The organism is Brevibacterium sp. Lmc1, assembly GCF_057654315.1.
Genome location: NZ_CM172803.1, coordinates 1,760,018 through 1,783,122 on the forward strand (window position 1 = coordinate 1,760,018; position 23,105 = coordinate 1,783,122).

The window sequence follows — 23,105 nt, forward strand, 5'->3', positions numbered from 1 at the left end:
CTCAACCTCCCTGCACAGCGGTGACGATGTCGACGGTGTGCCCGTCGGCCAGGGTGCAATCGGACCAGGCACCGCGACGGATGACTTCACCGTCGACGGCCAGGGCGATGCCCAGGCGGCCGCCGTCGGCTGGTGTCCCATCGGGGTTCAGCTCCCGTCCGGTGACGTCGGCGATGAGGTCGAGCGCCGAGGTGGCACCCGGCAGCTCATGGCGAGCGCCGTTGAGGACGATGGTCGGTGAGTGTTCGTGGTCGGTCATGAGATGCTCCTCATCGGGTAGGCACTGGTGTGGTCTGTGGTGAAGCGGTGTGGGGACACGGACTCGAGCGTCCCGTCAGGAGGCCAGTCGGAGGCGACGCCCAGGGCGAGCTCGGCACCGAGCCTGCCGCCGAACGGGGCCAAGAGGATGCCGTGGCGGAAATACCCGGTGCTCACGATGCAGCCGGGATCGATGCGGCCGATCATCGGCAGGTCGTCCGGAGAACCGGGCCGGGCACGGGTGGTGATATCGGTGATCTCCGCGTCGAGGATGCCCGGGACCAGTCGCTGCCCGTCGGCGAGCAGCCGGTGAATCGCCCCGGCCGGAGTGCCGGAGAGTCCGTCCTCACGCGAACTGGCACCGAGCACGATCTCGCCGTCCGGGCGAGGAACCAGGTAGACGGGGCGACCATTGACCAGCCCGCGGATGGTGCGGCTCAGCAGCGGAGTCGCCTTCGCGGAGGCGCGCAGTCGCAGAACATCACCCCAGACCTCACGCAGAGGCAGCTGCGGGGCACCGACGAACGCGGACACAGCGCTGCCGGCGCAGATGATCACCTGATCGGCCTCCAACCGGCGGCCATCGCCCAGTGCGACTCCCACAGTCGTATCGCCGTCCTTGATCAGGCTGGCCGCCCGCTGGCGAATGAAGCCTCCTGAGTGAGAGGACAGGACAGTCAGCAATGCGGCAGTGAGCCGACGGGGGTCGATCGAGTGATCGCCTGGAATGTGCACGGCCCCGGCGACGGCAGGCGACAACGACGGCTCAACCCGGCGGGCAGCACTGCCGGTGATGAGCTCGGTGGCGAAACCGGACCGCGACTGTGCATCGCGCAGCTCCCGCAGAGCCTGCAGATCAGCTCGGTCACCGGCGCACACCAATGTTCCGGCATCCGAAAAACCGAGATCGCTGCCAGCGGCGCTCGCCACCTCGGCGGAGAACTGAGGATACATCTGCGCGGAGGCTCGCATCAGCGGGTACAGGGGAGTCTGCCCCCAGACCACCTCGGCGGCGGGAGCGAGCATCCCTGCGGCAGCATGGCTCGCACCCTGAGCGGGCGCAGGATCGATGATGGTGACTTCGGTACCGAGGCGGCGCAGATACCAGGCCGTGGACAGGCCGATGATCCCGGCGCCGACGACAATGACTCTCACAGCTTCTCCCTCCGGCGGCATGATCCGCATCAGGTCTGACGGTCGGCTCTTACGCCCTCTCAGCCTCGTTGGGAGGCTCCCGCGAACTCCTCTACTCTATGACCATGACCACACAGATGCCACCGCGCACCGCAGCGCGGCAGACGAAGAGAGCCTGGAGAGAGGCACGACTGGCAGAGGCGAAGCTCTACCTGTGCACCGATGCCCGGACCGGTCAGGGCGACCTCGCCGAGTTCCTCGACGCCGCCTACCGTGGAGGTGTCGACATCATCCAACTGAGGGACAAGAGCCTCGAGGCCCGCGCCGAGATCGCGGCATTGGAGGTCCTCAAAGATATTGCCGCCCGTCACGACAAGCTCTTCTCAGTCAATGACCGTGCCGACGTTGCGCTGCTGACCGACGCCGACGTCTTCCACGTCGGTCAAGGCGACCTCACCAGTGCTCAGGCCAGGGCTGTGCTCGGACCCGATGTCATCCTCGGCCGCTCGACCCATTCCCTCAAGCAGGCGCTCGCCGCCGAGGCGGACCCGGAGACCGACTATTTCTGTGTCGGGCCGGTCTGGGAGACCCCGACGAAGCCAGGCCGCGCCTCTGTGGGGACGGCGCTGCTGACCGCCACCGCCGCCGAGGCGGCCAAACCGTGGTTCGCCATCGGTGGTATCGCGACCGGGGAGAGGCTGGACGCGATCCGGCAGGCGGGCGCGAGGCGTGCCGTCGTCGTCCGTGCGATAGCCTCGGCTGAGGATCCCGCTGCGGCCGCGCGGGAGCTCAAGGAGGAGTTGGAATGACCCAAGCAGCTGACAGAGCATCCGAGGGAATCGGTGCTGGCGCTGACCTGTCGATTCTCATCGCCGGGGCGGGGGCGACCGGCGGAGCGTTCGGCACCTATCTGCAGGAGGCCGGACGCGATGTCACTTTCCTGCTCCGGCAGGCACGGGCGGAGACGGTCCGCGCGGAGGGACTGCGCTTCACTGCACCCGGTGATGATCGGACGAATCAGGTCGATGTCATCACCGCTGAGGAACTCACAGCCGCATCACGAACCTTCGACCTCGTCATCGTCGCGGTCAAAGCGGGTGGACTCGACTCGGTCATCGCCGATATCGGACCGGCTGTGGGCGAGCAGACGACGATCATTCCGTTCCTCAACGGCATGGCTCAGATCGAGAAGCTGCAGAGCAGATACCCCGGACAGGTGCTCGGAGGGTTCGTCAAGATCGTCGGCACCATCAGGGACGGAGCCGTCGTCCAGCTCACCGACCTGGCCGTGATGACCATCGGAGATCTCCACGGCGCCGAAGTGCCCACACGCATCTCCGAGGCGCTCGATGTGCCCGGATTCAAACTCCAGACCGTCGATGGAATCATCGACGGGCTGTGGGAGAAATGGATCTTCATCGCCGCGGCAGGAGTCGTCACCTGCCTGTTCCGCGCCCCGGTCGGAGCGATCATGGAAGCCGGCGGCAGATCGCACGTGTATGCCATCATCGATGAACTCGAAACCGTGGCGGCTGCGGCAGGACACCCGGTGTCGGAAGCCTCCCACGCCATGACTATCAAGATGCTCACCGAGGACGGTTCCGCCTTCACCTCATCCCTCTACCGGGATGTGACGGCAGGGCTGCCGAGCGAAACGGAGCACATCCTCGGCGACCTGTCGATCAAGGCGGAGGATCTGGGAGTGGCGACTCCGCTGCTCGACCTCACACTTGTGCAGCTGCGGGCAGGGGAAGCCCAGAAGCGGCTCTGACTTCGGCAATGCCGGTGCGCAGCATCGCCAGATACGGCTCCTGCGGCTGAGCGTGTTCGACGTCTGACGAACGATGCGCGGCGGTGAACGTGACCATCGGGACACCGTCGACATCATCGAGGACGAGCAGCGTCTCGTACCCGCCCGGACCCAGAGAGTGGGAGCTGCCGGCTGCCAGATCGAAGACGAGGCGTTCCAGCGGACTGTCCGGTTCGGGCGGTCGGTGCATCTCCTGTGCCGCCACATCGGCGAACTGTTCGGCAGTGATGAGGTAGGCCTTGGCGGGGGTCGGTCCGGGGAGGAAATGATCGTAGAAGGCCATGCCGCCGCCCCACACCTTGGACTCGCCGGCGAAATAGATCGTTCCGGGCAGTTCGATCCCGGCTTCTGCGCGGGGCAGTGTTGCGTCCCTGGCACCTGGATAGGTGACCATCGCCCCGAGCGGTCGCCCGCCCTGCAGATAGCAGGCGAGCCGATCGCGAGCCATATTCGATCCGTAGCTGACGTACCACACATATGTTTGAGACATCCCTGCCATCGTGACATCTCGGTCTTGGAATTCGGTGAATCGGTGCCGAGTGTGTCCTCTGCGGCGCCGGCATAATCGGCGGATGAGTTCGGCGCTGCCGGTGATGGCCAGGGCGATGCCGATGCCCACGGCGACTCCGAGTAGCGGCCGGTCCTCGAAGATCATTCCCCCGATGAGTCCGATCACCGTCGAATAGAGCGCCCAGGCGAGACTGCCGATCCCGTCCCAGAGCAGGAAAGTGCGGATCGGGAACCCGAGCAGACCGGAGCCGATGGTGGCCAGGCTGCGGCCCCCGGGAACGAATCGGCCGGCGATGAGCACGGTCCCGCCTCGGCGAGAGAAGACCGTGTGGGCGGAGTCGAGCAGGTTCGCGATGCGAGCCCACCGTCGCCATCGGCCGACCCCGGTCGCAGCGAATCGGCCGACGAGGTGAGCCGCCAGATCCCCGAGGAGAGCCCCTCCGGCAGCGGCGAGGATGAGTCCTGCCGGGTGAGGGTGCCCCGTCGCGGCGAAGGTCGCAGCGGTGATGAGTAGAGTCTCCGACGGCACAATCGGCATGAGCGAGTCCAGTGCCGCGGCCACGGCTATGAGCAGGTACACCCATGGAGATGTGAGGGTGGCAGTGAGCAGCTCGAGTGCGAGATCCATACTCATCCACGCTAGGCACAAGACGGCAGGGCCGGTACGCGGTCGGGCACACGGTCAGTGCGGTCGAACAACAACCGCCATTGCGGAAAACCGGAATCCGAGACTGCGGCCGAACCTCTGGGAGGCGGCGTCAGGCGTTGCTACGATCGACTCATGCCCTGGCCGAGCGCGCTGTCCACCCGCCTTCCTCCCGAAGTACGGATGTTCACCGCGCGGTGGGCGCGGTCCGTACTCGCCGTCGCGTGGGGCGGTCTGCTGTGTCTGCCGCTGCTCATGGCCTCCGTGCTTCCGCCCACCTCACGCATGGCCGCGAAGGTGCGGAGCTGGGAACTCGCTCGGCATTCTCGCGGGTTCGGACTCGTCCTTGCCGACGAGCCGACCAAACGTCGGTTCCTGCTCGGCAACGGCCTGGTCGCAGCACTCGCCATCATTCCCACCGCGAACCTCCTCGGCGGATTCTTCGTCGTGACTCTCGGATCGCTCTTCCAAGGATTCTTCATCGGGGGAGCGGTCAACATCGGGTTCGACATGTGGTCGATCTCGCAACCCACGCTCTTCGTCGGTGTCCTCTACGGGGCGGCGAACCTCATCGGCGCCGTCGCTCTGGCCGAGGCGGCAAGCTGGGCGCATGGTCGCATCGACGCTCATTTCGTCGAGGTGGAGCGTCCCTTCGCCGTGTACACCCGCATCAGCGAGCTGCTGACGACCCGCCGTGGAGTCGTGCTCGCCATCGACGAGGAACGACGCCGGATCGAACGGGACCTGCACGACGGCGTGCAGCAGAATGTCGTCTCCCTGTCCGTGCTCATCGCCCGAGCCAGGCGTGCCTCTGACCCGGCGAAGTCCCAAGCGCTGCTCGACGATGCGCTGGTCCAGTCCCAGGACCTCATCGACGAGATGCGGGAAGTCGCCTGGCGGGTCTATCCCACTGCGCTGGACGACCATGGTCTTCGAACCGTGCTCGAGAGGATCGCCGGTCGCAGTCCTATTCCGCTGACCCTCGTGACCGTGCCGGAAGGCAGATTTCCGCCCGCAGTGGAATCTGCCGCCTACTTCGTCGTCCGTGAAGCCGTCACGAATGTCGTCAAACACGCCGAGGCGTCCGCGATCACGGTGAGCGTCGTCGCCGAGCCCCGGACCGCGTTGACCGTGACCGTCTCCGATGACGGTGTCGGTGGAGCCGATCCGCGCGGGGGAGGGCTCCAAGGGCTCACACGGCGGGTCGGAGCGCTCGACGGGAATCTCGAGGTCGACTCCCTTGAGGGCGCAGGCACCACAGTTCGAACTCGGATCCCGTTCGGGACCGACGCACAGGACGGCAGCACGACGAAGGAGAAGAGACAGAAGTGAACACGACAGAGGTCCAGACAGAGAACCGGATGCGCGTCGTCCTCGCCGATGACGCGGTGTTGCTGCGAGAGGGCGTCCGCAGTCTGCTCGAAGACGAAGGGATCAGCGTCGTCGCGTCCGTCGGAGACGGAGGGGAGCTGCTGCGGGCGGTCGCCGAGCTGCGCCCGACCCTGGCGATCGTCGATGTGCGGATGCCTCCGACTCACACCACCGAAGGACTCGAAGCGGCGTTGGCGATCAAACGTCGCTTCCCGGATATCGGAGTCCTCGTCCTCAGCCAGTATGTGCTGCGGGAGTATGCGACGGAGCTGCTGAGCACCGAATCGGTGGGCGTCGGCTACCTCCTGAAGAACCGGGTGACCGACATCGACCGGTTCCTCGAGTCCGTACAGCGGATCGCAGAGGGAGGAACGGTCATCGACCCCGACGTCGTCCGGCAGCTGCTCACCACCTCGGAAAGGCAGAATACGTTGTCGACGCTGACTCCACGTGAGAGCGAAGTGCTCGAGGCGATGGCCGAAGGACTGTCGAACCGGGGAATCGGCGAACGGCTCTTCGTCTCGGTCAGTTCCGTCGAAAAGGCGATCAGCTCCATCTTCGATAAACTCGGCCTCCAGGCAGGGGAGACCACGAGCCGCCGTGTCGCGGCAGTGCTCGCCTACCTCAACCGAGAACGAGGAGAGAGATGAAGCGCCGACTGCCCGATCTGAGAGAACTCGCCCCCTTGCTGCAGTTCGACCTGCCCCGACTCGACCGGGTCGCAGCCAGATTGGAGTCGGCCGCAGACATCTGGGACCTCCGCCGCATCGCCAAGCGCGTGACGCCGACCGCGCCGTTCGACTATGTCGACGGTGCCGCTCTGGACGAGCGGACCTTGGCGAAGAACCGTGAGGCGCTCGGCAACGTTGAGCTCCTTCCGCGCATCCTCCACGGAGTCGATGCGCCGGATACGTCGACGACGATCGCCGGTGCCCGAACCCGGCTGCCCTTCGGCATCGCCCCGACCGGTTACACCCGCATGATGCACTCCGAAGGCGAGGTCGCCGGAGTGCGTGCGGCGACGAAGGCCGGAATCCCGTTCTCACTGTCGACGATGGGCACGACCTCGGTCGAAGACGTCGCGCAGGCGGCGCCGGATTCCACCCGGTGGTTCCAGCTCTACCTGTGGAAGGATCGGCAGCGCAGCCTCGATCTGATCCAGCGGGCCGCCGCCAGCGGTTACGAGACCCTGCTGGTCACCGTCGACACTCCGATCACCGGTCAGCGTCTGCGCGATCACCGCAACGGTCTGACGATCCCGCCCCGACTGACGCTGGGAACCATCCTCGACGCCTCCTATCGACCCGGCTGGTGGTTCAACTTCCTCACCACCGAACCGCCGAAATACGCGTCGCTGTCGAACACCTCCCAGTCCCTCGCGGAGATGACGAAGACGATGTTCGACCCGACCCTCGACCTCGATGACCTGCGGTGGATCCGCGAACAGTGGAACGGACGCCTGTTCGTCAAGGGAATTCTCACCGCCGAGGATGCCCGCCGCGCTCAGTCGATCGGAGCCGATGGACTCGTCGTCTCCAATCACGGCGGCCGGCAGCTTGATCGGGCTCCGGACTCGCTGACCTCACTGGCCGAAGTCCGTGCGGAGGTCGGACCGGAGATGGAGCTGATCTTCGATTCCGGGATCATGTCCGGCACCGATGTCGTCGCCGCGCTGTGCGCCGGAGCCGACTTCGTGCTCATCGGCCGGGCGTACCTGTACGGGCTCATGGCCGGAGGCCAGCGAGGCGTCGAGCGGGCAATCGAGCTCATCGGACAGGAAATCCTCACCGCCATGGGACTCATGGGTGCCCGGAGCATCTCTGATTTGGGTCCCGAGCTCGTCCGCGGGCTGCCTCAGGCACCGGCCGCTGACGGGGAGTTGCGGACCGACGCTGTGTGAGCCTCGGCCCGACGAAGGAGACCACGCATGATCATCGCGGCAACGGTCAACGAGCAGCTGAAGCACGTGGACTCGGACGAGCTGCGCATTCTCATCGTCGGAGCCGGAATCGCCGGGATCACCCTGGCGCAGCTGCTCCGGGGTCGCGGGATGCACCCGACCCTCATCGATCGGTCGGCCGATTCCGGTCGGATGATCGGTGACAATCGTGCCGGATATATGCTCGCCCTCATGCCCATGGTCGATCCCATCATCGAAGAACTCGAGTGCCGGGAAGCCTACCTCGAAGCCAGCGTCGGCATCGATCGCTATATCGCCCATGCACACACCGGGAAAGTCCTCCGACAGGACCACCTCGGTGATCTTCTGGCCGACTTCGGCGACTATCGCGGGATCTCCCGCTCAGCGCTGCTCGACGTGCTCACCGGCAGCGACTGCCCGATCGCCTTCGGCACCACAGTGACCGGTCTGTCCGACGACGGCGGCACCGTAACACTGGCCCAGGCGAGCGTCGGCCGACAGCGCTTTGGAGAGCAGGAACAGAGCCGTGGCCAGGAAGAAGTGCTCGAATTCGATGCCGTCGTCATCGCAGACGGAATGAATTCCCGAACCCGCAGGCTCGTGACAGGTGGGCCTGCCGCGACCGCCATGTCCGGCTCCGGCAAGACTTCCGCTGACGGTTCTGATAAGCCCTCGTCAGAGTCCGCTGTGGACACGACATGGGGCGGATGGGTCTGCTGGGCAGAGGCGGATGACGATCAGGACGCCGTCGATGAGATATGGGGCGATGGATTCTTCCTCGGCATTTATCCGGTCAAGGGCGCCCTCGGAGTCTTTCTCGGCTGTCCCGACGCCCGGCAGCCGCTCGGCTCCCGGCGGTTCGCCGCCGAGGTCCGCAGTCGACTCACGGTGATGACTCCGCGGATCGACGCCTGCCTCACCGCGGTCGAAAAGGCCGAAGCACCGTTCTTCTGGCCGCTGCGGGATTCGCGAGCGCAGCGCTGGAGCCGTGGTCGCACCGTTCTGCTCGGCGATGCCGCCGCCGGGTTCCTTCCCACCGCCGGAATCGGGGCCGGAATGGCGATGGAATCGGCCGGAGTGCTCGCCGACGAACTCTCCTCCCTGACGACCGGGCCAGGTGCATTCGCAGCGCTCGAACGCTTCGAGGCCCGCCAGCGGTCGCGAGTCGAGGCCGCTCATGACAACTCGCGGTCCCTGGCCCGACTGATGTTCGACCGGTCCCGGCTCTTCGCGTTCGCCCGCGACCAGGCGTTCCGCTTCATCAGCATCCGCACCGCGCTCAAGCCGATACTGCATCTGCTCGAATCCCCGCCGAAGAGGGTGTGACCCTCCTCCCACCTTGCATCTTCGTCGGCCGTGGATGCCTCCGTTTGTGGTAGGAATGGCCAGGGTCCTCGTGCGCGGACCTGCCGAACCACGAACGAGGATGACCATGGGAATGCCAGCCGTTTCGGCGAACGAAGAACGCCGACTCCGACGGGGACTGAAGTCCCGCCACCTGCAGATGATCGCCATCGGCGGTGCCATCGGCACCGGGCTCTTCCTCGGCTCCGGCGGCACGATCTCACAAGCCGGCCCCGGCGGCGCCCTGCTGGCCTATGCCGCGATCGGCATCATGGTCCTCTTCGTCATGCAGTCCCTCGGCGAGATGTCGACCCACCTGCCCGTGGCCGGATCGTTCCACACCTACGGGACCAAATACGTCAGCCCCTCTTTCGGCTTCGCCATGGGCTGGAACTACTGGTTCAACTGGGCGATCACCCTGGCTGCCGAACTCGTCGCCGCCGGCGTCATCATGTCCTTCTGGTTCCCCGACGTGCCCTCGTGGATCTGGGCGGCGGTCTTCCTCATCCTGCTGGCCGGGCTCAACTTCCTGTCCGCGAAGGCCTTCGGCGAAGGTGAATTCTGGTTCGCCGCCATCAAGGTCACGGCCGTACTGGCGTTCCTCGTCCTCGGTGTGCTCATGATCGCCGGCATCCTCGGCGGAACCGCGCCCGGGGTGAGCAACTGGACGACGGGAGAAGCTCCGTTCGTCGGTGGATGGATGTCCGTCATCAGCGTCTTCATGATCGCCGGATTCTCGTTCCAGGGCACCGAGCTCGTCGGCGTCACCGCGGGGGAATCGGAGAACCCGCGCAAGGACATGCCGCGCGCCATCCGCACCGTGTTCTGGCGCATCATGCTCTTCTACATCGGCGCCATCGCCGTCATCGGCTTCATCCTGCCCTATACCGACCCCTCGCTGCTGGCCTCGGCGAACAATGAGGACATCACGGCCTCACCGTTCACTCTCGTCTTCGAACGCGCCGGAATCGCCGTGGCCGCCGGCATGATGAACGCCGTCATCCTCACCGCCATCCTCTCCGCCGGCAACTCCGGCCTCTACGCCTCCACCCGCATGCTCTATGCCATGGCCAAAGAGGGAACCGCGCCGAGGCTGTTCGCCCGACTCAACGAACGCGGAGTCCCCGTCATGGCGCTGCTGGCCACCGCCATGATCGGACTGTTCGGATTCCTCACCGAGATCATGGGCGACGGTGGAGCCTATACCTGGCTGATGAACGTCTCCGGGCTCTCCGGCTTCATCGTCTGGGTCGGCATCGCCTGGTGCCACTTCCGGTTCCGCCGCGCCTATGTGCGGCAGGGGCATGCTGTTGCGGACCTGCCTTATCGGGCGCCGCTGTTCCCGATCGGCCCGGTCATCGCGCTCATCATGCTCATCGTCGTCATCATCGGGCAGAACGTGCAGGCGATCGTCAACGGGCAGCTGCTCCAGGTCGCCAGCGCCTATGCAGGGCTTCCTGCGTTCCTGCTTCTGTGGGTCATCCACCGCATCGTCACGGGCCGCCGCTCACGCATGGTCGCCCTCAATGACATGGACGTCGAAGGGCTCGAGATCAAGGCTCCCTGATCCCTTGGTCGATTCCTCGCCGAGGCGGCCGTGCGGTCGGATTCGAACCGCCGGAGAAATGGGTTAAGCTAGGCTCGCCTAACTACTCAAGAAGGATTCCATGCGCCGTATTCTCGCCCCAGTGATTGCCTCCGTTCTCGTCCTCGCCGGCTGCGGCGGAGGAGCAGATTCAGCCGACGAGGCCTCGGGGCCCACCGTCGACACGAAGTTCGGCGCCGTCGAGGTGCCCGCCGACCCGCAGAAGGTCGTGGCGCTGGGATGGGGCGATGCCGAGACCGCTCTGGCGCTCGGAGTCCAGCCCGTCGGCGCCTCTGACTGGGTCGAGTTCGGCGGCAAGGGCGTCGGGCCGTGGGCCGAAGATCTCTACGACGAAGCTCCGGAGATCATCGCGACGATGGAACCCGACTACGAGGCCGTTGCCGCACTTGAGCCCGACGTCATCCTCGATACGAACAGCTCCGGAGAGAAGGAGCGCTACGACCGCCTCTCTGAGATCGCTCCCACGGTCGGAGTGCCGGAAGGCGGCGACAACTACCTGACGACGATGGACCAGCAGGTCGACCTCGTCTCCCAGGCGCTCGGCAAGGAAGACGACGGGAAGAAGCTGCTCGACGACCTCGACGAGACCTACGCCGATGCGCGCGAAGCCCATCCGGAGTTCAAGGACAAGTCCGTGACCGTGGCAGCGAAGACCTCCGAGGGATGGGGTGCCTACGTCGAGGAATCAGGTCGCGTGCAGGTCATGGAGCAGCTCGGCTTCAAGCAGTCCGAGACGATCGCCGGAATGAAGGCGGACGGCTTCTCCGTGCCGATCTCCGAGGAGAACCTCGATCAGCTCGACGCGGACCTGCTCCTGACGTTCCCGATCTACATCGAGGACAAGGATGTCACCGAGGATGCTGCCTACAAGCGCATTCCTGCCGTCAAGGACGGGCACGACCTCGTTCTGACCAACGACAATGACGACATCCGCAAGGCTTTCTCACTCAACTCGATCCTCTCGGCCAAGTACACCGCAGAGGAGCTTCCGGGACTCATCGCCGACAAGGTGAAGTAACCGACTGACGAGCGCTGCTGCGCGCCCATGCGCAGAACTCACACAGCGGCACGCCACGCATCCAGGCCGAGGTCGATGATGCGGGCGTGCCGCACATCTTGAAGCGAATCGATCGGCAGCCATTCCGCCCGATCCGTCGTCCCATCGACCTCGAGTGTGCCCAAGGTGCCGCCGGTGATCCGCGCCTCGTAGACGACGCGTACGCCTTTGAAAGGACGATCCGTCGAATCGCTGAAGATCGGATTGCGACGTGCTTCCGTGAAGGAATGAGTGGTCAGCGGGCGGACGACCTCAGCGTCGAACCCGGTCTCCTCTTTGATCTCACGGACCGTGCCGGCTTCGATGCTCTCGTCGAACTCGATTCCGCCTCCGGGCAGCGTCCAGATCGCGTGCAGGCGGTCCTTTCCGCCGTTGAACCAGCTGAGGAGGATTTCGTCGTCGTCATTGACGATGACCGCATAACCGGCAAGTCGGGTGTCATATTCGGAGAAGTGCATGACCTCACCCTACCCGCGTGTGGCGGTCGCCGAGGTCGGCAGAACTCACGGAAGCCTTGTTCGGCCGGCGTCGGATACTTAGTGTGAAGATATGAGCGAACAGCCGCAGACGCCGAAGGACAGGCTCGTCCGTACCCGCACGATCCCCGCCTCCGTCGATCAGATCTTCACACTGCTGTCCGACCCGCGACGCCACCATGAGACCGAACCCGGTGACTGGGTCCGCGGCGCCATCGACGGCGCCCCCATCACGGAGGTCGGACAGGTGTTCTCCATGGACATGTACCTCGATGTCGTGGGCGGGGCCTACCGCATCGACAACACCGTCACCGCCTTCGACCCTCCGCACGCCATCGCCTGGGACCCCGGCCAGGCTGACGATTCCGGACGAATCGTTCCGGGAGGGTGGAGATGGCGCTACGACCTCGCTGCGACCGACGCCGGCACCGAGGTGGCTCTGACCTATGACTGGTCCGCTGTGACCGAATCCACCAGGGAGGAGTTCGGCGGCTTCCCTCCGTTCCCTGCCGAATTCCTCGAGGCCTCACTGGAGAGCCTCGAACGTGCCGTCACGGGCTAGGCTGGGATCGTGACCACCATCAACAGCACTCGAATCGGCGAGTCCGGGCGCCTGGTCGTCTTCCTCCACGGCCTGTTCGGCCGAGGCAAGAACTTCACCCGCATCGCCAAGGACATCGAGCCCGAATTCTCCAGCCTGCTGGTCGACCTGCCCAACCACGGCGAGTCCGAATGGACCGAGACCTTCGACTACGTCGATCTCGCCGATGCCGTGGCGGCCCATATCGCCGAGGCGGTCGATCCCGGCGATCAGCCAGTGCACCTGGTCGGACATTCCCTGGGTGGAAAGGTCGCCATGGTGCTCGCACTGCGCCACCCCGAACTCATCGACCGCCTCGTCGTCGTCGACATCGGACCCAACGCCGGCGGGTCCACCGGAGTCTTCGACCATCTGCTCTCCAGTCTCGCCGCCCTCGACCTCGACCGGATTGAATCGCGTACCGACGCGGATGAGGCGCTTCGGGACCCGATCCCCGAGGCTGCGATCAGGGGATTCCTGCTGCAGAACCTGCGCCCCACCTCGGCGGGGTATTCCTGGCAGCCCAACCTCGCGTTGCTGCATTCGAGCCTCGACATCATCGGAGGCTTCCCGGACATGGGCGGTGCCGTCTTCGACCATCGGGTCCTCTGGGTCGCCGGTGAGAAATCGGACTATGTCGACCGTGACGACCTGCCGCAGATGCGCAGTCTGTTCCCCCGCACCACCCTTCTCACGGTCAAAGGCTCGGGGCATTGGGTGCATTCGGAGAAACCGCGTGAGTTCGTCTCAGCGCTGTCGGCATTCCTCAGCCGCCCCTGAAAGGGAATATGCTGAACGCGCTCGACGTTGCCACAGCGAGCACAATTGGACTCAAACCCTCAGGAGGAATGCGTGAGCACTTCGATCCCGGCCGATCCCGCAGAGAAGTTCGCCGAATACGCGGACGGAACCCGACTGGTCAGCACCGATTGGGTGGCTGAGCATGCAGGCGATCCCGGACTCGTCATCGTCGAAAGCGACGAAGACGTGCTGCTCTACGAAACGGGGCATATTCCCGGAGCGGTCAAGGTCGATTGGCACACCGAACTCAACGACCCGGTGGCCCGTGACTACGTCGACGGCGAAGGATTCGCCGCACTCATGTCCGCCAAGGGCATCTCCCGCGATGACACCATCGTCGTCTACGGCGACAAGTCCAACTGGTGGGCTGCCTACGCGTTGTGGGTCTTCACTCTCTTCGGCCACGAAGACGTCCGCCTCATGGACGGTGGTCGCGCAAAATGGCAGGCCGAGGGTCGTGAGATGACAACGGACAGGCCGCAGCCTGTACCGACCGAATACCCCGTCGTCGAACGCGACGATTCGGTCATCCGCGCCTTCCTGCCCGAGGTCCGCGACAGCCTCGGCGACCTGCCGCTCATCGATGTGCGCAGCCCGGAGGAATACACCGGCGAACGCACCCACATGCCCGCCTACCCGGAGGAAGGCGCACTGCGCGGCGGCCATATCCCCGGCGCGAAGTCGATGCCCTGGGGCAAGGCGGCCAACGAAGACGGCACCTTCAAGTCCGCTGCCGAACTCAAGGAGCTCTACACCGAGCAGGCAGGGCTGGGCACCAGCGATGAGGTCATCGCCTACTGCCGGATCGGCGAACGCTCCAGCCACACCTGGTTCGTCCTCAAGCACCTCCTCGGATACGAGAACGTGCGCAACTACGACGGTTCCTGGACCGAATGGGGCAATGTCGTCGGCGTGCCGATCGTCACCGGAGCGGAGCCGGGAGAGGTGCCCGGACGCTGATGAGCGAGACGACGACGCCTAAGACCGACGATCTGCCGGAGGCGCTGGCGGAGATCGTCACGGACTTCGCCGAAACCCCGTCCGACGACCGTCTCCAGGTGCTGCTGGAGTTCGCGACGGACCTTCCCGACCTGCCGGAGAAGTACACGGACCACCCGGAGCTGCTCGAGCCGGTACCCGAATGCCAGTCGCCGATCTTCCTCGTCACCGAGGTGGCCGACCCCGAGGCGGGGGCGCGGGCGGAAGTGCGCCTGCACTTCTCCGCGCCCCCGGAGGCGCCGACCACGCGGGGCTTCGCCGGGATCCTGCACGAAGGGCTCGACGGAGCCACCGCCGAGGCGATCCTGTCGGTTCCAGCCGACCTGCCCCTGCGGCTGTCGATGTCGGAGATCGTCAGCCCGCTGAGGCTGCGCGGAATGAGCGGAATGCTCTCGCGGATCCAGCGGCAGGTGTCCGAGAGGATCGGCAAGATCACAGCCGAGTGAGACCTCTCTCGCTTGGCTGAGGTGGTCCGGTGAGTTACAGTGTGGTTAGCCTGCCCTTAGTCACCTGACCGCCACCTCACTCAAAGGACCACCTCGATGACCGGTTCCGCCACCTCTGCCGAGGCGAAACCGCATACCGACACCAGTCATCCGACCGGTGGGAGCCTGCGGATCAGAAGAGTACTGGGACTGGTCGCAGCGATCATTGCGCTCATCGTCGTGATCGCAGCCTCCTTGGCGATCGGCGCCAGGGACATGCCGATCTCGGAGGTCCTCCGAGCCTTCTTCGCGCCCACCGGCAGCGACGATCAGCTCGTCGTCCTCGAACTGCGCCTGCCGCGGACCGTGCTCGGCATCCTCGTCGGCATGGGATTGGGCCTGGCCGGCGGTCTCATCCAAGCCCTGACGCGCAACCCCCTGGCCGATCCGGGCATCCTCGGCGTCAACGCGGGTGCGTCCCTTGCGATCACGATCGGCGTCGCATTCTTCGGGATCTCCTCGATCACCGGTTACATCTGGTTCGCGTTCGCCGGCGCCCTCGTCGCCACTGTCGGCGTCTATGTCATCGGGTCCGCGGGCCGCAGCCGCACGGTCGATCCGATCCGCCTGACTCTGGCCGGAGTCGCCGTCGCCGCTGTGCTCACCGGACTGACCAAAGCCATCCTGCTGACCAACGAACGCGCCTTCGACGCCTTCCGATCTTGGGACGTCGGCGCGATCGCCGGCCGCGATTTCGATACGATCACCGCGATCCTGCCGTTCATGGTCATCGGCACCGTGCTCGCACTGGCACTGTCCCACTCACTCAACGCCGTGGCCCTCGGCGACGATCTGGCCGCCAGCCTCGGCACCTCGGTCAACCGCACCCGAGTGCTCTCCATCCTCGCGGTGACCCTCCTTGCCGGAGCGGCTACGGCCGCTGCCGGACCGATCGGATTCATCGGCCTGATGATTCCGCACATCGCCCGTTGGATCGTCGGTCCCGACCAGCGCTGGATCCTCGGCTACTCACTCGTCCTCTCTCCCATTCTGCTCCTGGCCTCGGACGTCATCGGCAGAGTCGTGATGAAACCCGGCGAACTCCAAGTCGGAGTCGTCACCGCGTTCGTCGGTGCTCCGGTGCTCATCGCCCTTGTCCGTCGAAAGAAGGCGAGCGGCCTGTGAAGACCACCAACCTCGCGGTCACCGACCGCAGCCTCACCGCGCACCCGCATGCACTGCCGGGGGAGAAAGTCGACTTCGGCCGGCCCATGCTGCGAGTCTTCGGATTCCGCATCGACCTGCGGGTTGTCATCACCGCCGGAATCATCACGCTGATCGCGCTGGCCTGCGGCTTCGCCGGTCTCATGCTCGGCAAGTTCTCGCTGACTCCGACCGAAGTGTTCCAGGGCCTGTTCGGGGCCGCTGAGAAGCGCATCGTCAATACCGTCGTCGGGGAGTGGCGGGCACCGCGCATCATCGCCGGCATCGTCCTCGGCGCCGGACTCGGAGTCTCCGGAGCCGTCTTCCAATCGCTGACACGCAATCCTCTCGGCTCCCCGGACATCATCGGCTTCTCCACCGGTGCCTACACCGGCGGCATCGTCACGATCATCGTCTTCGGCACGAGCTTCGTCTCCACCGCGGCGGGCGCGATTATCGGCGGACTCCTGACCGCCGTGGTCGTCTACCTGCTCACCTGGAAAGGCGGGGTCCAGGGCTTCCGGCTCATCATCGTGGGTATCGCACTGACGGCGATGCTCAACGCCTTCAACACCTGGCTGATCATGCGCGCCGATCTCGAGCTCGCCATGGCCGCTGCCACATGGGGTGCCGGAACCCTGAATGGAATGGGCTGGTCGACGATCGCACCGGCGGCTGTGGCCACCATCGTCCTCGGTCTGGCCTGCGGACTCTTCTCCCGAGATCTCGGCACTCTGGAACTCGGTGACGATACGGCGAAAGCGCTGGGCGTACGCAATGAGCCCATCCGTGCCGTTCTCATCGTCATCGCCGTCGCCCTCGTCGCCGTGGTCACGGCCGCGGCCGGTCCGATTGCCTTCGTCGCCTTGGCCGCACCGCAGATCGGGCGGCGGATCGCGCGGGCGCAAGGCACCAGCCTGCTGACCTCCGCGGCTGTCGGAGCACTGCTCCTCGTCGCCGCCGACCTCATCGCCCAACATGCGTTCGGCGATATCCAACTGCCCGTCGGCGTCATCACCGTGAGCATCGGCGGCATCTACCTCATCTGGCTCCTCATCCAAGAAGCTCGGAAGGCATCATGAGCATTCCCAACCCCGCAGGCGCAGCCTCCCCGCTGATCGCCGAGAACCTCGACCTGGCCTATGACCAGCGCCAGATCGTCAGCGATCTCGACGTGAGCATTCCCGACGGTAAGTTCTCGATCATCGTCGGCCCCAATGCCTGCGGCAAATCAACTCTGCTGCGTGCTCTCGCGCGACTGCTGCCGCCGGCGAAGGGCACTGTGCTTCTCGATGGGAACAACATCGAGAAGATGAAGACGAAGAAGATCGCCCAGCGGTTGGGTCTTCTCCCGCAGTCGTCCATCGCCCCGGACGGGATCACGGTCGCCGAGCTCGTCTCCCGCGGGCGGCACCCGCATCAGTCGTTCCTGCGCCAGTGGACCGACGCCGATGAAGCAGCTGTGCTGTCGGCGCTGCGGGCGACGAACACCGAAGAGCTGTCCTCACGGCTCGTCGACGAGCTCTCCGGCGGTCAGCGTCAGCGCGTCTGGGTGGCCATGGTGCTCGCTCAGGAGACTTCCCTCCTGCTGCTCGACGAACCGACGACCTTTCTCGACGTCGCCTATCAGATCGAGCTGCTCGACCTGTTCTCGCAGCTCAATCACGAATACGGGCACACGCTGGTCGCCGTCCTCCACGACCTCAACCAAGCCTGCCGCTACGCCGACGAGATCATCGCCATGAAGAACGGTTCGATCGTCGCTCAGGGGGCTCCGGAGACGATCATCACCTCGGAACTCGTCAACGAGGTCTTCGGCATCGACTGCACAGTCATCGACGATCCGGTCACGGGTGCGCCGATGATCGTGGCGGGAGCACCGAAGAAGACATTCGCTCAGCGCTGAGCGCACGTATCCCGGAAATGAGAACCCTAATGACAAGGACCGCTCTCGGAGTCATCTCGGTGCTGGCGGCCTCGACGCTGCTGCTGGCAGGATGCGGCGGAACCGATGAGGCGGCGGACAACGCCGACTCGGTCACGGTCGACACTCTCAAGGGGGAGGTCGAAGTCCCGGCTGGTGCGAAGAACGTCGTCGTCCTCAATTCGCCTGCCGCTGACGCGGCTGCGGGAATGGGCGTGACACCGGTCGCCGTTGCATCCACGAAAGACCAGATCATGCCGTGGCAGAAGGGCGTCACCGACGATGTCGCGGACGATTCGCTCATCAACGCCGAATATGCGCCGAACCTCGAGAAGATCGCGGAATACGAACCGGATGTCATCTTCGCAGCACCCTGGAATATCGCCGACGACTCCACCTACGAGCAGCTCTCCGACATCGCTCCGGTGATCATTCCGGACACGGAGTCGGCGAATCCCGACTGGGATGAGATGACCGAACAGGTCGGCGAAGCTCTGGGGAAGTCTGATGAGGCAGAGAAACTGATCGACACGACGAAAGACAAGCTCGAAGCCGTCGGTGCCGACCTCGGGGTCGACGGGAAGTCATATCAGCTGATCTCGCCGCGGGCCGAAGGGATCTATTTCGGTAACGCCGCACCGCTGGAACTCTTCGGCCTCAAACCCGGGCAGCACCAGACGCCTGAAGAGATCAACAAGTTCACTCTCTCGGCCGAGAACCTCGACGAGCTCGACGCAGACTACCTTTTCGTGTGGGCCATGGACGACGACGGGAAGAAGCAGGTCGTTGACAATCCGAGCTATGACTCGCTGCCGTCGGTGAAGAACGGCACCGCAGCCTTCATCGACGCCGAATTCGCGACCGCCGTCAATGCCGCCAGCCCGGCCAGCCTCGACTGGCTGGTGACCGACAGCGGCATCGAGGACATGCTCAAAAAGTAGGCGACCGGGCCAGCCCTTCTCTCACCGGCCCAACCCAACTCACGGAGCCCGGAACCCGAGCGACAAGGGACGCCGCCGCAGCTCAGGCGGTAGCAGTGTCCTTCTTGCCGTCCTTCTTCACGAGCGCTTTGACTCCGAAGATCACGCCGACGACGATGCCTCCCCAGATCGCACCGAGGATGAGGGAGAAGAACGTGTTGACCAGCCAACCCAGGAAGGCGCCGATGACCGCGATCGCAGCGACCGGCTCTTCGAGGTGGTGGACAAAGCCGTAGAGGGCGTGGAAGCCGAGCTCATCGGTGCCGACGAGGATGATGTGTCCTCCGACCCACAGCATGGCGAAGGTGCCCACGACAGAGAGCAGAGCGAGCAGCTTCGGCATCGCTCCGACGAGGAACCGACCGAACTTCTGCTGCCCGGGTGAGTCCTTCTTCGCCATATGCAGACCGATGTCATCCATCTTCACAATGAGTGCGACGACACCGTAGACGCCGACGGTGATCGCAACGCCGACGACGGCGAGGATGACGGCACGGCTGGTCAGGGATTCGGCGGCCACCTCGTTGAGGGCGATGACCATGATCTCGCAGCTGAGGACGAAATCGGTGGTGATGGCCGATCGCACGACCTTCTTCTCTGCCGCCTTGCCATCGGTCGACTGTTCGGCGGCCGGGGTGTCCTTCTCGTGGTGGGCGATCCAGCCGAGCTTCTCGAAGACCTTCTCGGCACCCTCATAGCAGAGGTAGGTGCCGCCGATCATGAGCAGCGGAGTGAGGAGCCAGGGCAGAAACTGGCTGAGCAGGAGAATGATCGGGAGGATGATGACGAGCTTGTTGAACAGGGAGCCCAAAGCGATGCGCTGGATGATCGGAAGCTCGCGTTTGGGGTCCACTCCTTCGACGAACTTCGGCGTCACCGCGGCATCGTCGATGACGACCCCAGCCGCCTTCGCACCGGCTCGTGACGCACCTGCGGCGACATCGTCGAGGCTGGCAGCCGAGAGTTTGACGAGTGCGGCCACATCGTCGAGGAGTGCGATCAGACCTCCGGCCATCTAACGACCGCCGAGCTTGTGAGTTGGGCCGGGCAGCTGACGATGAAGGTCGCCGAGGTGGTTCTCGGCAGCGTCGAAGAGGTGCAGACGGTCGCCGTCGGGTTCGACTCTCCTGGCTTTGGGAACCCAGGTGACCATTCCGGGAGCGGCTTTGAGCGTCATCATCGAGGACTTGATCATCAAACCCTCGGGCTCGGCCGACCATGAGGTCATAAGGTTGTTGGCGCCGTCGCTGCCGTGCAGTGAGCCGTCCTCGGTGAACTCGAGGAAGGCCCGCTCGTTCGTCTCGGCCGTCCAGCGGCCGATGAGTTCCTGTGTCATTTGTCGTCCTTTTCCAGTCCGCCGATGACTTTCCCGTTGCTGTCTTTGACCTTCATGACATCGCCTTCGATAGTCGCCGTTGAGGCTTTGCTCAGCCAGGTGTCGACGCCAGCGCAGGCTTTCTGGGTCGACATGAAGGAGTCGATGGTGATCTCGTCGCCTTTGACCTTCCAGCTCGTGACGATCGCGTTGCAGCCGTCAGAGCCTTCGAGCGAGCCGTCGTCAGAGAATTCGAGGAACGGGTCGCCCTTCTCCGGTGAGGTCCATTTACCGGTGGGATCGAGCTTGGAGGCGTCGTCGCTGGGAGACGTGGTTTCGCTGGACTCGGTGGGGGAGGGGGAGCTGGGGTTTCGGGGGTCGTTGCCGGTATCACAGGCTGCCAGCGGCAGAGTGAGAGCAAGGGCCGCGAGTCCGAGCGCGAGCCTCGAGGCGGGTCTTACGGAGGCCAGGGGGCGAAGCTTTGTGTGGTTCGGCATGCCCCTGATCATAACGGCACCGTTTTCGAGCGACCTGGAAGAACACAGGACAGCTTGTGTAGTCCGACTTCTGTAAGTTGTGTTCACCTGCGACATTGATGGTTCTTGCATTGCGTCGTGATCAAACCGTAACCTTTCACACGGTTGGAAATCTGACACCGGAAGCATGAACCGCCGAGTCGCGGCGAAGCCTGTTGACGGGGTCGGGCAATCGAAGCATCGACAACGATCAAGGGAATCAACCTTATGCAGAAGAAACTCGTGCAGAGTTCACTGGCGATCAGCGCCGCTGCGGCGCTGAGCCTGAGCGGCGCGCTCGTCGCCTCACCGGCGATGGCTGACAACGCCCCGCAGAAGCTGGACCTTCAGAGTGAAGCTCACGTCCAGAAGGCACTTTCCGGTATCGAAGGCGTCAACGCCTACGGCACCGACGGCGGCGAGCTCAGCATCGGCGTTGCCAAGAAGACCGACGAGATCAAGAAGCTCGAAAAGAAGTACCAGAACATCAAGGTCACCGAGGGCGTCAAGGAACTGAAGCCCTATGCGAAGAATGATCTCGTCGGCGGTGCCGGCTACCTGGTCAAGGCCGGCGAGAGCGGCGGGGCCTGCTCGACCGGTTTCTCCGGCTGGGACGGAGACGGCAAGCCCGTCGTCCTGACCGCCGGTCACTGCTCGAAGATCATCAACGAGCAGACCAACGAGTTCGACGGCGACACCACTGTCGATCAGACCGAGAAGCCCTCGATCTCCGAGGCCAACGGCGGCGAAGGCTTCCAGGCCTCCGGCAGCGGCGTCATCGGCAAGTGGGGCTTCCACAACTTCGGCGGCGACCTCCTCGAGGGCGCCGACCAGAACAAGTGGCCTGAGCCCAGCGAGTCCGACATCGACTTCGCCGTCATCAACGTCGACGAGTCGAAGTACAACGTCAAGAACGGCATCACCGACTGGTCGACCGCCGATTCGGACGATCTGGCCAAGTCGACCACCGAGATCACCGAGGTCGGTGCGCACAAGGACGGCGCCATCAGCAAGTCCGGTCGCACCACCGGTAAGACCGACGGCGAAGTTCTGCCCCGCTCGGAGTACGACTTCGACTACCAGAATGTCGGCGGTCGTTGGGTCCACGGATTCGGCGTGACCGCGCCGATCGACAAGCCCTTCTCCCAGCCGGGCGACTCCGGCGGCGGCGTCTACCAGGGCAGCACTGCCGTGGGTGTCATCTCCGGCGGCGGCGACCTCGATGCGAACACCTCGTTCACCTGGGTTGCCGACCTGGACCACTCGCTCGAGGAGTCCGGCACGGACTTCAACCTTGAGAAGCCGGGTGAGGAGACCCCTGAGGCACCTGCCGCTCCGAAGGCCGAAGACCAGACCATCGAGCCTGAGGGCAAGGTCAAGGGCAAGGCCGAGGCTGGCGCCAAGGTCGAGGTCAAGTGGGAACCCGCTGAAGGTGCTCAGGCAGCCGAGAACGGTTCTGAGACCGTCACGGCTGACAAGGACGGAAACTTCTCCGTCGAGGGCCCCAAGGCCGAAGGCGACTACAACTTCACTGCGACGGCGATCGTTGACGGACAGGAATCCAAGACGACCGAATTCGATGTGACCGTTGAGAAGGACGAATCCGAGACTCCCGCTCCTGCCGAGCGTGAGATCAGCGTCGACCCCAAAGAGATCGCCGCGTCCGACTTCGTGAAGGAAGACAAGGGCGTGACGATCACGGTTAAGGGCTTCGACGAGGGCGAGAAGGTCAACCTCGAAGTTGCCAACGGGCCTGAAGGCGTCGAGGGCATCAAGCTGGACGAGACCGCCAATGAGAACGGTGCCGCCGCATTCTCGATCTACGGCACCAGCGCCGAGAACGCCGAGGCCTACCTCGGTAAGTACGACGTCGAGGTTACCGGCGCCAACGATACCGAGGACGAGTCGGCACTGACCGGTACGTTCGAGGTAGTCGCTGACGAAGACGGTTCCGGCGGCGGATCCGGCGGAGACGATGACGGCAACAACGACGACGGCAATGCCGACGGCGGAGCCGGCGACGGAAACGACGATGACGGAAACGGTGACGGCGGTTCTGACCTGCCGCGCACCGGTGCCGAGCTGACCGGCCTGGCCGCCGGAGCCGGACTGCTCCTCGTGGGCGGAACCGCGGTCGTTCTGACCATGCGTCGCAAGAACAACAACTGAGTGCTGTGAAGCCGGCCGTCTGACGGTCTGGCGAACTGACACTGACGATGCCCCCAGTCTT

General features: G+C 64.8%; 24 protein-coding genes and 1 riboswitch. Of the genes, 17 read left to right on the forward strand and 7 right to left on the reverse strand.

Annotated elements, in window-relative coordinates; genetic code table 11:
* Position 1: 1 nt before the first annotated feature.
* Both thiS and thiO read right to left on the reverse strand, forming a co-directional pair.
* Positions 2 to 259, reverse strand: a complete 258-nt coding sequence (gene thiS / locus AC239G_RS07805) for a sulfur carrier protein ThiS (protein ID WP_139466873.1) — start codon at positions 257 to 259, stop codon at positions 2 to 4.
* On the reverse strand, positions 256 to 1,413 hold the full coding sequence (thiO, locus tag AC239G_RS07810) for a glycine oxidase ThiO (RefSeq protein ID WP_139466874.1): 1,158 nt from the start codon (positions 1,411 to 1,413) through the stop codon (positions 256 to 258). Before thiO ends, thiS begins: the two co-directional genes overlap by 4 nt.
* Positions 1,403 to 1,506: riboswitch (TPP riboswitch) on the reverse strand. It overlaps the preceding gene by 11 nt.
* Before the next feature lie 11 nt (positions 1,507 to 1,517).
* Here thiO and thiE point away from each other — a divergent pair.
* Together thiE and AC239G_RS07820 are read left to right on the forward strand one after the other, a co-directional pair.
* Positions 1,518 to 2,201, forward strand: coding sequence for a thiamine phosphate synthase (gene thiE, locus AC239G_RS07815; RefSeq protein ID WP_487490038.1), 684 nt, complete (start codon positions 1,518 to 1,520; stop codon positions 2,199 to 2,201).
* Positions 2,198 to 3,163: a ketopantoate reductase family protein gene (locus tag AC239G_RS07820; protein WP_139466876.1), complete on the forward strand. Its 966-nt coding sequence runs from the start codon at positions 2,198 to 2,200 to the stop codon at positions 3,161 to 3,163. Before thiE ends, AC239G_RS07820 begins: the two co-directional genes overlap by 4 nt.
* On the opposite strand, the gene AC239G_RS07825 is transcribed toward AC239G_RS07820, so the two are convergent.
* On the reverse strand, positions 3,117 to 4,340 hold the full coding sequence (locus AC239G_RS07825; protein ID WP_487490039.1) for a DedA family protein: 1,224 nt from the start codon (positions 4,338 to 4,340) through the stop codon (positions 3,117 to 3,119). The two genes, AC239G_RS07820 and AC239G_RS07825, sit on opposite strands and share 47 nt — an antisense overlap.
* A 153-nt stretch (positions 4,341 to 4,493) precedes the next feature.
* On the opposite strand from AC239G_RS07825, the gene AC239G_RS07830 reads away from it, so the two are divergent.
* From AC239G_RS07830 to AC239G_RS07855, 6 genes are all read left to right on the forward strand, one after another.
* Positions 4,494 to 5,690, forward strand: coding sequence for a sensor histidine kinase (locus AC239G_RS07830; RefSeq protein ID WP_139466878.1), 1,197 nt, complete (start codon positions 4,494 to 4,496; stop codon positions 5,688 to 5,690).
* Between the two features lie 29 nt (positions 5,691 to 5,719).
* Entirely contained in the window at positions 5,720 to 6,379 is a 660-nt protein-coding gene (locus tag AC239G_RS07835) for a response regulator transcription factor (RefSeq protein ID WP_139467405.1), read from the forward strand.
* The gene (locus AC239G_RS07840) at positions 6,376 to 7,629 is read left to right on the forward strand and encodes an alpha-hydroxy acid oxidase (protein ID WP_139466879.1); all 1,254 of its coding nucleotides are present in this window, start codon (positions 6,376 to 6,378) and stop codon (positions 7,627 to 7,629) included. Before AC239G_RS07835 ends, AC239G_RS07840 begins: the two co-directional genes overlap by 4 nt.
* A 27-nt stretch (positions 7,630 to 7,656) precedes the next feature.
* Complete coding sequence (locus tag AC239G_RS07845; RefSeq protein ID WP_482401671.1) at positions 7,657 to 8,976, forward strand: FAD-dependent oxidoreductase; 1,320 nt, start codon at positions 7,657 to 7,659, stop codon at positions 8,974 to 8,976.
* Positions 8,977 to 9,082: 106 nt separating this feature from the next.
* On the forward strand, positions 9,083 to 10,561 hold the full coding sequence (locus AC239G_RS07850) for an amino acid permease (RefSeq protein ID WP_482401672.1): 1,479 nt from the start codon (positions 9,083 to 9,085) through the stop codon (positions 10,559 to 10,561).
* A gap of 100 nt (positions 10,562 to 10,661) precedes the next feature.
* Positions 10,662 to 11,618: an ABC transporter substrate-binding protein gene (locus tag AC239G_RS07855; protein ID WP_487490040.1), complete on the forward strand. Its 957-nt coding sequence runs from the start codon at positions 10,662 to 10,664 to the stop codon at positions 11,616 to 11,618.
* 38 nt (positions 11,619 to 11,656) lie between these two features.
* Here AC239G_RS07855 and AC239G_RS07860 read toward each other — a convergent pair whose 3' ends face one another.
* Entirely contained in the window at positions 11,657 to 12,115 is a 459-nt protein-coding gene (locus AC239G_RS07860; RefSeq protein ID WP_172169011.1) for an NUDIX hydrolase, read from the reverse strand.
* Positions 12,116 to 12,206: 91 nt separating this feature from the next.
* Between AC239G_RS07860 and AC239G_RS07865 the strand changes: the two genes are divergently transcribed.
* The 8 genes from AC239G_RS07865 to AC239G_RS07900 all read left to right on the forward strand — a co-directional run bounded on the left by AC239G_RS07865 (position 12,207) and on the right by AC239G_RS07900 (position 19,006).
* Complete coding sequence (locus AC239G_RS07865; RefSeq protein WP_482401673.1) at positions 12,207 to 12,695, forward strand: SRPBCC family protein; 489 nt, start codon at positions 12,207 to 12,209, stop codon at positions 12,693 to 12,695.
* 9 nt (positions 12,696 to 12,704) lie between these two features.
* Complete coding sequence (locus AC239G_RS07870; protein WP_482401674.1) at positions 12,705 to 13,493, forward strand: alpha/beta fold hydrolase; 789 nt, start codon at positions 12,705 to 12,707, stop codon at positions 13,491 to 13,493.
* Between the two features lie 72 nt (positions 13,494 to 13,565).
* Entirely contained in the window at positions 13,566 to 14,474 is a 909-nt protein-coding gene (locus AC239G_RS07875; protein ID WP_482401675.1) for a sulfurtransferase, read from the forward strand.
* Positions 14,474 to 14,959: a SufE family protein gene (locus AC239G_RS07880; RefSeq protein WP_482401676.1), complete on the forward strand. Its 486-nt coding sequence runs from the start codon at positions 14,474 to 14,476 to the stop codon at positions 14,957 to 14,959. Before AC239G_RS07875 ends, AC239G_RS07880 begins: the two co-directional genes overlap by 1 nt.
* Before the next feature lie 96 nt (positions 14,960 to 15,055).
* Positions 15,056 to 16,123: an iron chelate uptake ABC transporter family permease subunit gene (locus AC239G_RS07885; RefSeq protein WP_139466886.1), complete on the forward strand. Its 1,068-nt coding sequence runs from the start codon at positions 15,056 to 15,058 to the stop codon at positions 16,121 to 16,123.
* An 86-nt stretch (positions 16,124 to 16,209) separates the two neighbouring features.
* The gene (locus AC239G_RS07890) at positions 16,210 to 17,223 is read left to right on the forward strand and encodes a FecCD family ABC transporter permease (RefSeq protein ID WP_139467407.1); all 1,014 of its coding nucleotides are present in this window, start codon (positions 16,210 to 16,212) and stop codon (positions 17,221 to 17,223) included.
* Complete coding sequence (locus AC239G_RS07895) at positions 17,220 to 18,047, forward strand: ABC transporter ATP-binding protein (RefSeq protein ID WP_181270407.1); 828 nt, start codon at positions 17,220 to 17,222, stop codon at positions 18,045 to 18,047. Before AC239G_RS07890 ends, AC239G_RS07895 begins: the two co-directional genes overlap by 4 nt.
* Before the next feature lie 29 nt (positions 18,048 to 18,076).
* A complete protein-coding gene (locus tag AC239G_RS07900; RefSeq protein WP_172169026.1) occupies positions 18,077 to 19,006 on the forward strand; it encodes an ABC transporter substrate-binding protein in 930 nt (309 codons plus the stop codon).
* Between the two features lie 82 nt (positions 19,007 to 19,088).
* On the opposite strand, the gene AC239G_RS07905 is transcribed toward AC239G_RS07900, so the two are convergent.
* From AC239G_RS07905 to AC239G_RS07915, 3 genes are read right to left on the reverse strand one after another with little or no spacing between them, the layout of a single operon-like run.
* Positions 19,089 to 20,060, reverse strand: a complete 972-nt coding sequence (locus AC239G_RS07905) for a DUF808 domain-containing protein (RefSeq protein ID WP_139466889.1) — start codon at positions 20,058 to 20,060, stop codon at positions 19,089 to 19,091.
* Positions 20,061 to 20,381, reverse strand: coding sequence for an META domain-containing protein (locus tag AC239G_RS07910; protein ID WP_139466890.1), 321 nt, complete (start codon positions 20,379 to 20,381; stop codon positions 20,061 to 20,063).
* Entirely contained in the window at positions 20,378 to 20,857 is a 480-nt protein-coding gene (locus AC239G_RS07915; protein WP_172169032.1) for an META domain-containing protein, read from the reverse strand. The genes AC239G_RS07910 and AC239G_RS07915 overlap by 4 nt, the downstream gene beginning before the upstream one ends.
* Positions 20,858 to 21,103: 246 nt before the next feature.
* Here AC239G_RS07915 and AC239G_RS07920 point away from each other — a divergent pair, with 246 nt between their 5' ends.
* Positions 21,104 to 23,044 (forward strand): S1 family peptidase, encoded by a 1,941-nt coding sequence (locus AC239G_RS07920; protein ID WP_487490041.1) that lies wholly within the window; start codon positions 21,104 to 21,106, stop codon positions 23,042 to 23,044.
* The last annotated feature ends 61 nt before the right edge of the window (positions 23,045 to 23,105 follow it).